The 15420-nt window shown below is 50.7% G+C and carries 13 protein-coding genes; all 13 read right to left on the reverse strand.

The window, feature by feature from the left end:
• Positions 1–7: 7 nt before the first annotated feature.
• Positions 8–826 (reverse strand): glycosyltransferase, encoded by an 819-nt coding sequence (locus QPL98_RS04415; RefSeq protein ID WP_303292773.1) that lies wholly within the window; start codon positions 824–826, stop codon positions 8–10.
• Entirely contained in the window at positions 819–1832 is a 1014-nt protein-coding gene (locus tag QPL98_RS04420) for a DUF6418 domain-containing protein (protein ID WP_303292774.1), read from the reverse strand. The genes QPL98_RS04415 and QPL98_RS04420 overlap by 8 nt, the downstream gene beginning before the upstream one ends.
• A gap of 275 nt (positions 1833–2107) precedes the next feature.
• Entirely contained in the window at positions 2108–3190 is a 1083-nt protein-coding gene (locus tag QPL98_RS04425; RefSeq protein ID WP_303292775.1) for a hypothetical protein, read from the reverse strand.
• Between the two features lie 218 nt (positions 3191–3408).
• Entirely contained in the window at positions 3409–4473 is a 1065-nt protein-coding gene (gene pseI, locus QPL98_RS04430) for a pseudaminic acid synthase (RefSeq protein WP_303292776.1), read from the reverse strand.
• Complete coding sequence (locus QPL98_RS04435) at positions 4460–5113, reverse strand: formyltransferase family protein (protein WP_303292777.1); 654 nt, start codon at positions 5111–5113, stop codon at positions 4460–4462. Before QPL98_RS04435 ends, pseI begins: the two co-directional genes overlap by 14 nt.
• Positions 5110–6219 (reverse strand): UDP-2,4-diacetamido-2,4,6-trideoxy-beta-L-altropyranose hydrolase, encoded by a 1110-nt coding sequence (gene pseG / locus QPL98_RS04440; protein ID WP_303292778.1) that lies wholly within the window; start codon positions 6217–6219, stop codon positions 5110–5112. The genes QPL98_RS04435 and pseG overlap by 4 nt, the downstream gene beginning before the upstream one ends.
• Positions 6219–6926 carry a pseudaminic acid cytidylyltransferase gene (gene pseF, locus QPL98_RS04445; protein WP_303292779.1) on the reverse strand — a complete coding sequence of 236 codons (708 nt, stop codon included), beginning with the start codon at positions 6924–6926 and terminating at the stop codon, positions 6219–6221. The genes pseG and pseF overlap by 1 nt, the downstream gene beginning before the upstream one ends.
• Positions 6923–8086 carry a UDP-4-amino-4,6-dideoxy-N-acetyl-beta-L-altrosamine transaminase gene (pseC, locus tag QPL98_RS04450; protein ID WP_303292780.1) on the reverse strand — a complete coding sequence of 388 codons (1164 nt, stop codon included), beginning with the start codon at positions 8084–8086 and terminating at the stop codon, positions 6923–6925. Before pseC ends, pseF begins: the two co-directional genes overlap by 4 nt.
• 2 nt (positions 8087–8088) lie before the next feature.
• Positions 8089–9087: a UDP-N-acetylglucosamine 4,6-dehydratase (inverting) gene (gene pseB, locus QPL98_RS04455; protein WP_113880598.1), complete on the reverse strand. Its 999-nt coding sequence runs from the start codon at positions 9085–9087 to the stop codon at positions 8089–8091.
• 39 nt (positions 9088–9126) lie between these two features.
• Complete coding sequence (locus QPL98_RS04460) at positions 9127–10368, reverse strand: lipopolysaccharide biosynthesis protein (RefSeq protein WP_303292781.1); 1242 nt, start codon at positions 10366–10368, stop codon at positions 9127–9129.
• Positions 10368–11345, reverse strand: coding sequence for a Wzz/FepE/Etk N-terminal domain-containing protein (locus tag QPL98_RS04465; RefSeq protein ID WP_303292782.1), 978 nt, complete (start codon positions 11343–11345; stop codon positions 10368–10370). Before QPL98_RS04465 ends, QPL98_RS04460 begins: the two co-directional genes overlap by 1 nt.
• Positions 11345–13891 carry an SLBB domain-containing protein gene (locus tag QPL98_RS04470; protein WP_303292783.1) on the reverse strand — a complete coding sequence of 849 codons (2547 nt, stop codon included), beginning with the start codon at positions 13889–13891 and terminating at the stop codon, positions 11345–11347. The genes QPL98_RS04465 and QPL98_RS04470 overlap by 1 nt, the downstream gene beginning before the upstream one ends.
• A gap of 39 nt (positions 13892–13930) precedes the next feature.
• Complete coding sequence (locus QPL98_RS04475) at positions 13931–15412, reverse strand: capsule assembly Wzi family protein (RefSeq protein ID WP_303292784.1); 1482 nt, start codon at positions 15410–15412, stop codon at positions 13931–13933.
• Between the last annotated feature and the right edge of the window lie 8 nt (positions 15413–15420).

A 15420-nucleotide genomic window follows, 5' to 3' on the forward strand; every position in this document is an offset into this window, starting at 1 on the left:
CGAAGAATCAAGCTCTAAGAACCCGATTATAAAAGACTTTTATCATATCCGACGACAAAAACCTCAAAGGAGAGCGAACCACAACATTAAAAGAAAACCAAAACAAACTAATAAAACCATTCCTTCTCATCTGATTTAATGCGCGTACCTCTTCAAGCATGTATTTAAAACCACTCCTACGCGCCATCATATCGCCACCGCCCCTAACATGTAAAACAACATCATTAGAATTTACAATTTTTTTCCCTTTGGCGAAAAGAGCCAAACATAAGCCCCAATCCTCAAAACGGCCAACGTTTTCAGGATATCCACCAACCTCAAGAACATCTGCCTTTCGAAACACGATAGTAGGGTGATTTATAGGGGTGCGAAGCCTAGAAAACTTTACGATATCCTCAAACTCCGTTGGCACGCGCCTAACACCTTCGCTAATGCTCATGTTTGAGTCGAACACTATGTGCTGCCCTCCCATCAAAGACAGATCGCGCCTCCCCAAAAATTTTGGAATCATAGACTCGAACCTATTCTCCAATGAAATATCATCCGCATCCATTCTTGCAACCATTTCAAACTTGCAATGCTCAAGACCAACGTTCAGGGCTTTAGCAAGACCAACATTCTCAGTAAGCTTGATGACCTTAACCTTCTCAAACCGATTCGATAAATCGCTAATCGCCCCTTCTAGCAGAGAAGGGACCGGACCATCCTGAACAATCACAACTTCAAGGGGCGGAAGGGTTTGATTTAAAATACTCTCAGCAGCCTCAAGGAAGTGTTCGGCGGAATCACCTCGATACACAGACATTAAAACAGAGAATTCATACATTTTTAAAACCACCATGCGATTGAAAAGAGCGCAGAAAGATAATAAAAAACAAGCCAAAAGAAGCGATCAGAAATTTTAATGACCAGAATGCATTAAAGTTACCCATGTTATACACGTAAAAAAACACAAACAGACACTGCATTGAAAGCACACTTGACAAAATATATCTTCTTGAAATCGCCCATGAAAAAATACTGGAGAAAACGAAATAAGTAAAGGCAAAGAATAGCTGTATTACGATAACTCCGAACCACCCGAAACTATATAAAACTACACCAGGATACGCTGAGGAAAAGGACGCGTTATTAACTTGACTAAATGCTTGCAATACTTCTGGGGGAGCAATTGCGTGCATTGCAATGGACATTCCGGAAAAATTGTGCTCCTTCCATAAACTTCCCCCACCTAAATCACCCTGAGCAAATAACAGATCAACTCCCCATTGCGTGTGCCCTTGCAACACAAAGCCACGATACAGAAGTCCTAATAAAGGAGATCCAAGTGCCTGTCCTAATTCATATTTATATACGTAGGAATACAAAACATATAAAAAAATTAAACTGCAAAAAAAGATAATAAAACGCCTAAAAACTATTATATCCTTACGACGCCAGCCTATTAAGCTATGCGCAGAAAAGACGAAGATAAAGAACACCAAACTCCCTAACACTGGGCCCGTAAACTTCTCACCAGCCAGGAACAAATACACCAATAACGCCAAATAGAAAAAAAAGGCTAGACTTTTAAATTTATAGCTAGAAATGCTAAAGAATGAATAGAGCGAACCAATTAGAAAAAATGCATAAAAAAAACGCTCTGAAGTCAAATATTTCAACCATGGCATTGCAGAATTTTCCATATAATTAAAGCGCGTAATATTCCCACTAAATAATGGAGATGGCGACAGCACTGCATTCAGGTAGCTAATCAGAAGGCCAAAAGCCACCCAGCCCATGATAAACAATGAAACACGATTACCAAATGAGGAATTATTATGGGAGATCATTATTAGTCGACTACGGCGCACACTCAAAAAACAAAAAAATAGAATAAAAATTGCGTGCGAAATGAGCGTCCTTAACGCAGCACCAGTTTGGAATGAAACTAGTTTTTGCTCAGTTATATAAAACCCATACTCGACCACTAAAACAGAAACTGTCTGCCAAGATAATGAGTAAATTGGGAGAAGTAGAGCGTAAAATACAGGCCTATCAAAAACGAACCTGTACGGAATGTAAATTAAAATAAGTAGAAAGAGCAGTACGGCAAAACTATAAATTATCATTCAAATAGCCGAGCCCTTAGTTTACCCACGTCCTCTTCACTATATAAATTTGACATCACTGAACCATTTACCTCAAAAGCATCAACGCCAATTTCAAAAAGAGCATCCGCCAAGGACTCGTTTACCGGGCTCTTTTTCTTTACACTCTTCAGTACATTTTGGTATAGAAAATTCACCTCCTGATCTCGATAGATAAATGCAGAAAGCCCCGAGTTCACCCACTCGATCAAAAATGTTGAAGGGGGGCTCAGAAGAAAAATGTCAAAGCCTTGTCGGTAGTATTGTAAAGCAGTGCAAATGAACTCCTTGGCGTTTTCCGAGCTTATTATCAGATCCTGAAAATGTTTTTCGTAACAAAACTCATCACGAGGATGTTTTTTAATTATTACCTGGTAATCGTCAAAATATGGCGAACAAGCTAACTTCTTGATCAAATTTATTTGATTCTCGTGCATGTGAGCAAGACCATGCGTATTGTATGCTTGAGTAGCGACAACAAGAATACGTTTCTTTCTTGTGATCCAGCCACTTGGGGTGCCCGAGGAATCAGAGAAATTTTTATTATAATAGAGACCGACACTATAGATGTTTTTTACTGAATAGCTTTCTAACATCGCCTTATTCGCGGGACCAATAACTAGTGAATAATCGGCAGAAAATGGATTCAGAAACCGAAGCTCTCTTAAAAATTTCGGCATCTTCTCTAACAATCGGAAGGACCAAATAGGTGAGGATCCTATATCGCATAGCAGCCCTCTATTATAAACAATTAACTTAGTTTTTTTTGGCTTTAGCAGGAGGGCGACTCGATGATAAATAATTTGAGCACCAACCATAATAAAATCAGGTTGGTGCTTTCGAATGACAGAAATAAGAAAGATAACCTTAGATATCGCTCCTTTTCTATCTTGACTTATAAAATAACAATTAATCCCTGCAGACTCACTAAGCTTTATACACTCAGTACGCTGAACATTGCTTCCAGCATAAATAAAGCTCTGAATACCTAGCTGAGCAAATAGAGCAATACAGTCCTGAAATTCCTCTCTATTTTCGGTTAAAAGTAGTATATTCTTCATGCCACCCCTAGCATCAAATTTCTCTTAACAAGACTCAATAATAATGCATTCAATATAAAGAACTAGTAAACCAGGGAGTGGCATAATATCCATGAGCAAAATGACATTGAATTCAAGTAGTTTTGGCGCATCACCCCCCCACCGTCAAACATTTTCTAAAACGTCTTCTAGAATTCTAAACTGCCTTTATCTAGATATCAGGTAGTCTGAAATTTCACCTACTCAGAACACTCCCCAATATCTAAATGCTCCTTTAAAACCGGAGTTTGTGCGCTTACTTTAACTTTTAGCTTTTTCCCAATTATCTGATCGAGATATTTAGGCGAAATACCGTAACCTGGTCGGATACTGCGGACTGAGTCCCTCTTAATTACCTCGCCAGGACTCAGATTCTTCGTGAAATAAAGAGAACGCCTAAACTGAACATTTCCTTGCTCGCTGGATTTACGACCGTAATCTACGCATCCCAAAGACTTCCATGCGGTTTTGCTGTCCCTTGCAAGTGCAGAAAGATCTGCGGGCTCCAATGAAAAGCTATCATCCGGCCCTCCACCATTTCGATCCAAAGTGAAGTGCTTTTCAACCAGTGATGCCCCCAAAACCACACTTGCTATCGCTGTAGTGTTGTCCAACGTATGGTCAGATAGCCCTGTCACCAAACCAAAGCGATCCATCATGTCTGGTATGGTTCGCAGGTTGTAGTCCTCAGCAGGTGCCGGATAGCCACTCACACAATGCAGAATAGCCAGTTCCTTGCAACCGCCCTCTCTAGCCGCGGCGATGGCTTCTTCAATTTCTTCAGCGTCCGCCATACCGGTAGAGATGATCATTGGCTTGCCAGTAGCGGCAACATAGCGGATCAGGGGAAGATCGATGGCTTCGAAGGATGCAATCTTATAGGCGGGCGCGTTCAGGTCCTCCAGAAGGTCTACTGCGGTGGTGTCGAAGGGTGAACTGAACATGGTGATGCCCAGTTTGCGAGCATGCTCGAACATAGGCTTGTGCCACTCCCAAGGAGTGTGGGCCCACTCGTATAGCTCATACAGGGTTTTGCCATCCCACAACCCACCTTTGATCTGGAAATCCGGCAGGTCGGAATTCAGTGTGATGGTATCCGGAGTGTAGGTCTGAATTTTAACGGCGTCTGCGCCGGCTTTCTTGGCCTCTTCAATAATCCGGAACGCCGTTTCGATGTTGCCGTTATGGTTGGCAGACATTTCAGCAATGATGTACGGCTCGTATTCATTACCAATGGGACGACCAGCGATTTCAATTTTCTTCATGGTCTACTTTCTCCAGACTAATCTTGTATTTCTGGCCACGGTGTTCAAACCAGGCGGGGTAACGTTCAGGATCGCACATCCTCATCAGGTCGAACTGTTCGGCAATACTTCTGTGAGGGTCCAGTTCGCTGTGCATTGGCGTTCGGCGCTCGTAATAGGTGGGAGCAATGCTCGCATCCTGAGGCTGGGGTTGTATTTGCCCAAAGCCTTCAACAGCTTCGTTCATTAAATCAATCTCTGTTTGAAACAGCATATGGTTTACGTCGTACCATAGATCGGTTTTTTCGATCGGTATCGCTCGTTTCAACCATATTTTACCGCTGTCCACCCGATCTTCAGCTTCAAGAAGGCTGAGCATGATGGCGTCAGCGCCATTTACAATCTCCCAGATATGCGGGCTCCAGCCTCGCCCTTTCGGTAGATCGCTCGCGTGCAACACCAGCGTGTGCTCATACATAGCCCGGTGCTCAGCTTTGATCAACTCGGAACAGGAAACGAGAAACAGAATATCCCCACCAGGCAACTCACTGCGTTCTCGCACCAGATGTATCTGGTGCTGCCCTCGTTTTGCATCAGCCCATTGCTCCAGGTAAGTGTTCACCGGGTGCTCTGGGCTGCTGCACAGTATCGTGATATTCATCGCATTTCGTTCCTGCTTAATTCCTTAACTAACCGAGTGCTCCCCCCACCATCGCAGATAGCATTTGCACGGCCTGATAGCTCGACCATGGAGCTGCTGGACATGCGCAACCTATCAAGCAACGGTCCCAAGCGCCCGGGTAGCTCTTCTTTGTCGAGCAGATAGGCGGCTCCGCTAAGCTCCAACGCATGGCCGATTTCTCGCTGGTTTTCGGCTAGTACCACCATAATCGACGGCAATCCCAGACAACAACGCTCCCATGAGGTACTTCCGGCAGCACCAATGCAAAGGTCCGCCATGTACATCCGTTCCGCCATATCCGAAACATTCACGCTTACGCTGCTCCGGAACGGCAATGCTTCCGATTGCTGGCGAACCGTTTCAAGGGCCGGAGCTGATGCCCCCATCACTATGTCCAGCTCAGTTTCCGGTGGCAATGAGCTCTGCGCTAGTGCATCCAACACTTGGCCGGTTACGTTGTTCTGGTCCACACCACCCAGTGTAATCAAGATGCGTTCGAGTTTAGGAGTTTTCCTACGTTCGAGGCTGGCTTCCCGAAGTTCGGCAAATTCCGGCCTTAGAAGTGCGTAGTGAGGGCCGATGAGGCGGGTACAGGCTTCTGGAATCAAGCCATCATAGTCCTGAGCCTCTCTGCCCAGGTTTTGATCTAACAGCAATTGGCATTCATGGGGCCGGTCAGCAAGGTCATCAATCACCATGATGTTGTTCACCTGAGCGGCTACGCGGCGTTCCCAGCGCGCATCAAGGGAGTAGTGATCTACCACCAACCAATCGGTTTTTTCGCCGTTCAGTGCGTTAAGGGTTTCCTCTGCATCTTGCTGCCACGGCACCCCCAACCACTGGGCGTGCTCGGGGGTAGCAGCATCTTTGCTACCAGTACTGCGTAAGGCTTCCGTCTCCTGACTCAGCAGATGGAGCTCAAACCCGCGCAGGGCAATCACTTCAGAGAGGTTTCCCGGGTGATCCCGGCATATAAAGAGGCATTCATGCCCTTGAGCGCGCAGCGCATCCGCAAGGGTAAGGCAGCGCATAACGTGGCCGGTGCCTATTTGAACGGAGGCATCTGCCCGGAAGGCGATCCGCATTATTGGGCGCCCTGCTCTTGCATGGCTTTAAACAGCCACTCGGCTCGTACCCAGTCTTCCGGGGTATCGATATCCTGAACCCGGTGCCTCGGTAGCGTTACGGGGGCTGCATCCTCTGAGAAGATCGGGCGCTCTTGCGTCCAGGCCTGGGCGGTTCCCCAGTAGAACTGGCCGGCATCGTGCCAGGCTTCTTCAAGATCCTGGGATCGAGTTCCGAAGTGTTCCGGATTAAACATGGCTACTCGCCCGCCACCGGTGATGCGAATGGCACGCTGGATGGGGAAGGCGTAGCTGGTTACCGAAAAGGCATAGCTGCAGGCTTCGCTGTTCAGCAGTTGCTGGCCCCTTTTAAGATCTTCCGGAGCGACAAAGGGAGCTGTAGCGTAGATACAGCAAGCTTGGGTCACCGCGTAGCCATTATCGGCCAACCATTCAACCGCATGCCGGATAACAGGAATGGTTCCGGTGTAGTCGTCCGAAAGTTGGGCCGGGCGCATGAAGGGAGTTTCAGCCCCGTGTTGCCTGGCAACAGCTGCAATGTCTTCGTCATCCGTGGAAACGATCACCCGGTCAAAACAGCCGCTTTCCATCGCGGCCTCAATAGACCAGGCAATCATCGGCTTGCCGCAGAACTCTTTGATGTTTTTGCGCGGAATGCGCTTGCTGCCGCCGCGAGCGGGAATGATTGCTACAGCACTCACTATCACTCTCCCGCCAGCGCATTGCGAAGCGCCGAAACCACTTCGTCTTGCTGATCGTCGGTCAGGCCCTGAAACATTGGCAGGCTGATGGCTTCCCGGTAGTAGGCCATGGATTGGGGGAAGTCGTCAGCCTGAAACCCCATCGCTGTATAGAAAGGCTGCGTGTGCACCGGGATGTAGTGCAGGTTTACGCCTATGCCCTGTGCCCGTAAAGATTCAAACACCTCTCTATGAGTTCTGGAAATACTGTCCAGCTTCAGGCGAATAACGTAAAGGTGCAGGCCGGAATAGCTGTCCGGGTGCTGCCAGGGCAGCACGATAGGCAAATCCGCCAGCAGTTGGTTATACCGTTCTGCCAAGTCGTGCCTGCGGGCGACAAAGGCATCCAGCCGCTGCATCTGGCTTACACCCAGTGCTGCCTGCAATTCGGTCATCCGGTAATTGAAGCCCAGATCCACTTGCTGATAATACCAGGGCCCGTCAGGTTCATGGGTCATCAAGGCTGGGTCTCGGGTAATGCCGTGGCTGCGCAGCAGGTTCATCTTTTCCGCTAACTCAGCATCGTTCGTTACCGCCATACCGCCTTCAGCAGTGGTCACAATCTTGACCGGGTGGAAGCTAAATACGGTTATGTCACTGTAACGGCAGTTGCCAATGAACTCGCCCTGGTATTTGCCACCAATCGCGTGGGATGCGTCTTCAATTACCTTGAAGCCGTACTCTTTCGCGAGGGTACCAATCGCTTCCATGTTGCAGGGCTGGCCGCACAAGTGAACCGCCACCACCACTTTCGGCAAACGGTCTTCCTGCTTTGCCTGCTCGAGCTTTTTCTTAAGCGCAACCGGGCACAGGTTGTAGGTTTTTGGGTCGATATCCACGAAATCGACCCTGGCACCGCAATACAACCCGCAGTTAGCGGAGGCTACAAAGGTAACAGGCGAGGTCCATAGCCAGTCGCCCTCCCCCAGGCCCAATGCCAGGCAGGCAATGTGCAACGCTGAAGTGGCACTGTTAACTGCCAAAGCGTGGTTAGCGCCGACATGCTGGGCTACAGACTGCTCGAATCTCGGCACCATCGGGCCTTGAGTCAGGAAGTCTGACTTCAGCACCTCCAGTACTGCATCGATATCCGCCTGGTTAATATCCTGCTTACCGTAGGGAATCATGGTCAGATCTTGCCAATTTCGCTGTTGTGGCGATCAATCCAGGATTGCAGCTCTTCGTCTGTCATCCATTCGGTGTTGTTATCACTGGCGTACACAAAGCCTTCAGGCACCGGCTTGCCGTCTTTGATGCGCTCTTTACACGTTCCCCAATCATTGATGTTGGGCAGAATTTTGAAATGCTCGGGGTACTCGTAGGTGAAGTATGAATCCTCAGCACCAATCATCTGCTCATGCAGCTTCTCGCCCGGGCGAATACCTACGATTTCCTGCTTGGCTTCTGGAGCAACAACTCGGGCCAGATCCGTGACTTTCATGGACGGAATTTTCTTCACGTAGATTTCGCCGCCCACCATGTCTTCAAAGGCGTGCCATACCAACTCAACGCCCTGCTCCAGGCTGATCATGAAACGAGTCATGCGCGGGTCGGTAATGGGCAGTACGCCTTTGTCTTTGATAGACATAAAAAACGGGATAACTGAGCCGCGCGACCCCATTACGTTGCCATACCGTACCACGGAGAACTTGGTTTGGTGGCCACCCGCGTAGGAGTTACCTGCAACAAACAGCTTGTCAGACGCCAGCTTGGTTGCACCGTACAGATTGATTGGGCTGCTGGCTTTATCGGTGGAGAGAGCCACAACGCCCTTGATGCCTTTATCGATGGCGGCATCGATCAGGTTCATGGCGCCGTGTATGTTGGTTTTTACACACTCGAACGGGTTGTACTCGGCGGTGGGTACAATTTTTGTGGCGGCTGCATGCACCACGTAATCCACACCATCCAGCGCACGATACAAGCGGTCTCTGTCGCGGACATCACCAATAAAAAATCGCAGGCGGTCGTCACCCTGGAACAGCTTGGCCATCTCCCACTGCTTCATTTCATCCCGGGAAAACACGATGATTTTCTTGGGGTTGTACTTTTCCAGGGTCATTGGAATGAATTTATGGCCGAAGGAGCCAGTGCCGCCGGTGACGAGGATGGTGGAATTTTCGAGCATAGTCACTTTCTCTGGGTTTTACGGTAAAGATGAATGGTATCACCGCCAGTCGGCGGGTGTTAATCGGTAGAACTGGAAGGTTTTCCAGGCCAGCATAAATGCGAAGGCGGATATCAGCCCAAAAGGTACCGCTAGTTCTCCGGCTATCGGCGCCAGGGCAGCAGTACTGGCCAGGAAAACCAAGAATCCTGCGATATGAGCCACAATCAGCGCTTTGTCTTGGCCTCTGGCGTACAAACCGTAATGCGGGATCATTCCCACCACAAAAAGCCCGGTGGAGAGCAGCAACCAAGCAAACAGATCAATACGTTCAAGATAAAGCGGTTTATCCAGCCACTGCAGCAACGGCATGGCCGCCAGCCAGGCGCACACAGAGAACAGCGCAGTAAGTACTACCGTCTGCCAGGCCAACTGGTGGTACTTTTTCCGGAACTCTGCGGCATTGTTGTTGGCATGGGCGGCGATCATAGCCGGGTATAGGAAAGTAAACACGCCCGCATCCATAAAGCCCAGCAACGCCATGCACATACCAATAAACAGCACGTAGGCACCCAGCACATCAAGCCCTGCGAGGGCCTCGAACCAGTAACGGTCAACAGTATAGATTCCACGCAGAGCCAGTGTAGCAATCAGCATGGGGATTGCGATCTTCAGGCCTTTTTTCAACCACCCCCAATCTACCCTTTTAAGCCAGCCACCCATCGGTATTCGCCATAACACGACAACACCAATCAACATCCCAACACTGCTACCGGCTATCCAACCTGTAAGCACGGTTGGCAGTTCCTGGCTGGGTTCATTGAGGAACATAACTGCAACTACTGCCACACACCAGGCGCCAGCGCGGAAAAACAACACCCAACTAGCAACGAGTTGCCGTTGCAGCGCCACCAGAAGGCGGTTCAGTTCCTGGGTTATATGCTCCAATACCAGAATGACCAGAAACCAGGGAAGCAACCACCAAGGGAGCAATTCCAGGGCGAACAAGCCGAAAGTAAGCGGCAAGAATACCGCGTACAAGATTAGACTGAGAGCAACCTGACTCTTAAGCAGCTGGCCTCGGTTTTCCGGCTCTGTTTTCAGGATCTCACGGGTGGTAAAGATGTAGAAATCAAAGCCCAGAAAATAGAGCGCATAACTGATGGTAACCGTCAGCAGGCCATATAAGCCCAGCTCGGCGGGCTCCAAAAACCTCGCCAGCATGAAAATCAGCAGAAATTTGCTGACTAAGGTAGTGCCCCGCAGGCCGAGGTTGGTGAGCCTGATGACCAGGTGCTTCATTACGCGGTTGTATCGCCGGTATTGCTTTGGCTAGAGCTCTCACCATCGGAACCTCTGATAAAGGCTCTGATAAACACAATAAATACCCCGAGCATGCCACCCAGAAGCGTTGCTATTACGCAGATCAGCGCCCGCTTCGGTTCGGCCTTTTCCTCCGCCACAACCGCGGGGTCTACCGTTTTGAATACATACTCTTTCTGGGCATTGGCCAACATCACTGTGCGGGTTTCATTCTCGATGAGCTGGTAGAACACTTGCTGCATGCCCGCGATGTTGGTTTCGTCCAGTTTTTGCTCCAGGTACGCTATCCGGGCTTCGGCTTCTTCCACATCCTGCTTGCGCATGTGCTCGTTGATATCTTGCACCAGCTTTTCCGCCCATTCCTTGGCCAGGATCGGAGAATAGTGTTTCACGCTCACCGTTATCATGCCGGTGTCTTTGGCTTCGCCAACACTAAAGTGGTCTTCCCGGAAGGCTTCTACCATTTCCCAATCGGTGGGTTTATGGCTCTCACCATCGCTGTCGGGCAGCCATTCGCCCGTTTCGGGATTGTACTTGTCTCGGTCGTACACCCAGTCTCCGGTCTTCTTATTCCAACCTTCCACGGCCATTAACGGAATTTCCATATCATGGCGATGGAAAAAATCAGTAAGGAAGGCTCGGGACTGCAGCACTTCTTTGGCAATAACGGTCTGATTCGAGCTTCCGCCCCCCAGATTAATGCCCGCGAGGCTGGCCAAACCTCCAAACTGGCTGGCCAGGCCACTGAGGCCACCGCCCTCTTCCTGGGCCGGCGCCACTAGCACGCTGGACTGGTAGATGTTGGGTTTGTATAGCGCATAGCCAACGCCTGCAGCCGCGAACACCAGTGTCGTCAGCATTATTATCCATTTGCCTCGCCAGAGAGTGGCGAACAGTTCGCGCAGGTCGATTTCATCATCCGGGTAATAGGTCGGTTGTGGCGCTGTCTCGTTCATCAGAGGTTCCCCACAGCTGCGGCGCCCAGTGCCATCTGGTAAACGATCTGGCTGACGTTGGTCCAGAGTTCGAGCTGATTCAGGCGATCTACATCAATCGGCATGATAATGGTGTCGCCAGGTTGCAACTGCTGGCTTCGGCCACCAAACCATCGGCTGCGTTCCGGGAGCATAACGGAGCCATCGGCTTTGACCACATAAACTCGGTCTTCATCTGCTTGCCGGGTGGGACCACCGGAACGTTCGAGGTAGTCATCCACGGTCAGGCCTTGTTGGTGCAGATGACTGGTGGGGAATTGAACTTCCCCGAAGACAGAAACCGCTTGGGGAATCGTGGGTATGGTCAGGCTATCGCCGTCTTGCAGGCGAATCGGCTGATAGTCTTCATCGCTTAAAACAGCCGCAAGATCAATCACCATTCGCCCAACCGGGCGGCTGTTCTGGACATCCTCCAAGAGGCCTTCAACCTGCTGGATACGCTGCGAGGTTTGGCCGCCAAAGTTGTCACCCTCTAGTTGTACGCCTAGTAAATCGCCCTGCAGGCGCTCTTCGGCTTCGCGCAGGCGCTGAGCTTCCAATTGACGCAGTTTTTCTCGTGTAAATACGGCTCCGCGAGGAAATGCATTCTCTGTCAAACCACCGGCGCGTTGGAGTACATCTTTGAGGCTTTCGCCATCACGGAAGGTGTAGATACCCGGGTAACGGACTTCTCCTTTGAGTTCAATGGTGCGCGTTTTGGCGAACTCAGGAATGGACTTGATCAGTACCCTGTCGCGGCTTTGCAATTCGATATTGCTTCTACCTGCCATGGCATCCGCCAGGTTCACGTTAAGAATGCGCGTTTGGCCCACGCCGTTCTCATCTACGGTGTAACGGGCTATCTCGCCTTGGTAGAGCGACGCCGAGTCTTTCAGGCCACCGGCCACAAAAATCGCATCCTCCAGCCTTTGGGTAGCAGGCAGGGGGTACTCACCGGGGTATCGCACCGGACCACTGATCGCAATGGTTTGCTGTGGCCGGGTCGGGCTGGCCTGGGCCTTCAGGCGCTGGATAACGGGCTCGAACAGTTTTTCACGGGTGAAGGTATCACTGGCAGACACTTCGTCGGCTTTTGCTTTGCTCTCCGGTTGATGCGCCAGATCGGCTTCGCTTTCGATATCAACTTTTCCCGCGTCTGAGAAAAACAGCAATCGGTCTTTTTCCTGCAGCTGGAGATCCTGCTGGCCACCGGGGTTACGCACGGCTTCTCTCAGCTGCAGGTTCAGTACAGATATGGTGTCATTTTCAGGATCTGTGCGTACAACCGCAGCGTATTGTTTGTCGGCCACCGGAAGCAGGTCTGCGTCCAGATTCTTGATCAGGGAGCTGACACGCATGCCAGGAATCCAGGCAAATTTGCCGGTTCTCGCTGCCGCGCCCTGAACTTCTACATACTGGCCGGTAATGTCTGCTATGGAAGGAATGGTAATTCTGTCACCGGCCTGGATCGGGGCTTTTCTGCCATTATGGCTGGTGTAATCGGCCTCTGCGATGATGCGCAAAAAGTCTTCGTTTGTGCGTTCTATGTTAATGCGTTGCGGGTAGGCCTGAGGCGTGAGGCCGCCAGCCATGCTGACCAGTTGTTCAAGGGAGCTTTCATCATCCAGCTCATAAAGCGCTGGCCGGTAGACTTCGCCCTCAATACCTACTCGTTTCCCCACTGGTGGGATAAAAATAACATCGCCCGCTTGCAGGCGGTTGTCGTTGCGGCTATCACCTTTGAGCAGCAGTTCGTACAAATCCAGAGTGCCTAATAACTTACCATCGCGCTTGTGCTGTACGTTTCTGAGGGAGCCGGTTTGTTTGATACCGCCAGAGACATACAACGCATTGGTGATGGTAGAGAGCGAGCTAACCGTGTACGAACCGGGATTTCTTGCCTCTCCGAGCACAAAAACTCTCATGCTGCGCAGTTCGCCCAGTGAAACACTGGCCTGTACCCCAATGTACTGTTCTGAAACCCGCGTTCTGATTTGCTCCCGAGCCTCATCAAAACTCAGCCCGGCCACACTCAGGGGACCGGAATCCGGAAAGCTGATGGTGCCATCCCGGCTTACGGGAAGCTCAAGGTTCTGGTTTTCTTTGCCCCAGAGTTGAATGCGCAGCACATCTCCAGGACCCATCGTATAGTCTGCAGGTACCGGAATCTCCGTTACCGGAGCAAAGGTGCTGGGGTCTCCAGCGAACAGGTCATAGCCGAAGGGCTTAAGGCCATTGTTCTTGTCCGCCGTTTTTTGCTCTTCTGCCTGTTCTGCGAGCGCCTTGTCGCGCTCCTGATCGGTAATCTGATTCACCGGTTCTACTACTTGCACCGGTTGAGGACGGCTGGATGCCGCGTTCCCGCCAGTCAGTGCGTTCAGGTCTACGCCGTATTGCCTCGCAAGTGCCTCCTGTTGGGCTTTGGGCAAGCTTTTAAACTGTTCAATCTGGGCAGGCGTAATCGACTGGGCAGCAGCCACCATGGGCAGCAACAGTACGAGGGTGAGCAGGCGTTTTTTCAGGTTCACGGTTACGTTATTCCGGTTCTGAGTTTGTGTCGCGAAGTTTTAGAATCTGTAGGTCCAGCTTGCACTGGCGGTCCACTGGTCTTGTTCACCACCTAAAAGCTCGATTTTTTTATCGGTAGCTTGCAGGTTAAGGTCCAACCAACCTTTTAACACTTCGGTTCCGTACCCGGCTTTGACAATGGCCACTTTCTGGGCGCCGTCCGGGGCGAAGTAGAAAATATCGTTATCTGGCTGTGACACGCGGTTACCTCCATCGTTATTGAGGTCTGCGTAGGTCAATGCCAGCGAGACGTTACTACCATCGGGCAGGAAATGAAACAAGCCGGCCGTAAGCGCTTCGGCATCACCATCGAAGGTGGAGCCCATATTACGGCCGTAGTATTGGTAACCCGTTCTATAACGAAAATGGCCGTAGGCGTAGTTTGGAATGGCTTCGCCCACTATATCGTCTGCAAGGGTATTGGTGAATTCGAAGAACCATTGCTGGTCTGCGCCCAGGAGTTGGCTGGTCCAGTCTACACCAAACAACCAGGATTTCCGTGACGGGATGTATCCGGCCTCGTCTTCTCCCATCATCTCCATGTAGACGCTCATTGCTTGATCCTCCACAGGGAAGCCATAGCGGATATCGATTGCGCCGATCTGGTTGCCGGGATCTGAGCCGTCGTAGGAGTTGTCATTGCCGATGAACGCATCCCAGAAGGTGGAGAATCCACCGGGATAGCCTTCCCCTCCAAACATTATGGCCCGCGTAAATCCAAGATCCAGGCCCTGAATTGGGCGCAGATTAAGGCGCATGCCCACCAGCCGAATATCGGAAACGATTCTTTCCTCTTCCATCTCGCCGGCGAAGACTGTGAGATTCCAGGGCCCAATCCACTTCAGCCAATCGGATTCCGGCGCCGAGGTGTCTTTTCGGTTCAGCCAAACCGCTGGCATGGGCCGGGCATTGGTGGAGAGTACCATGGCGGATTGCCATCCAGGCCCCCACCATCGCTCGATAGCGCCGGCACCCACCACCCAGTTGCCTGGGGTTGCCGCGAGATATGAGCCGTCTAATCTGAGGGTTTCATCGTCGGAGGCATTGGCCACCACACTGGGCTTGACTCCCAGCGCGACATATTCGCCCTGCCACTGCAGATTAACCGAGAGCTCACCTTTCTCCTTTGGCTGACTGGCAAATCCACGAATTGATGTGGCTTCCGTACTGCCGGAAGCTTGAATTTCAAATCTCACTCCCGGGCTGCCCAACTGTTCCCGCTCGAAATTCAGATACGCTGCCTGGGAGCTAACGGCGCCAGCGTCTGCGGCAATCGAATTGCTTACGCCGCTATCGATATCTGCCCACATCACAGGCCATGTCGTTACGCCTTTGTCGTAATGCCCTCGGTCGGCCAGTTTTTGCAGCGAGTGCCGTGCTCGGGCGTCCCCTGGCTCAAGCCAGGGGGCCGCGTTTAGTGCCGTTGAAGCCGCAAGCATTACTCCGGCGGTGATCAATTGTCTGCGTCGGGATACAGGCATTCCGGGCC

Source organism: Marinobacter sp. ST-43, from assembly GCF_030541085.1.
Lineage (GTDB): Bacteria > Pseudomonadota > Gammaproteobacteria > Pseudomonadales > Oleiphilaceae > Marinobacter > Marinobacter nauticus.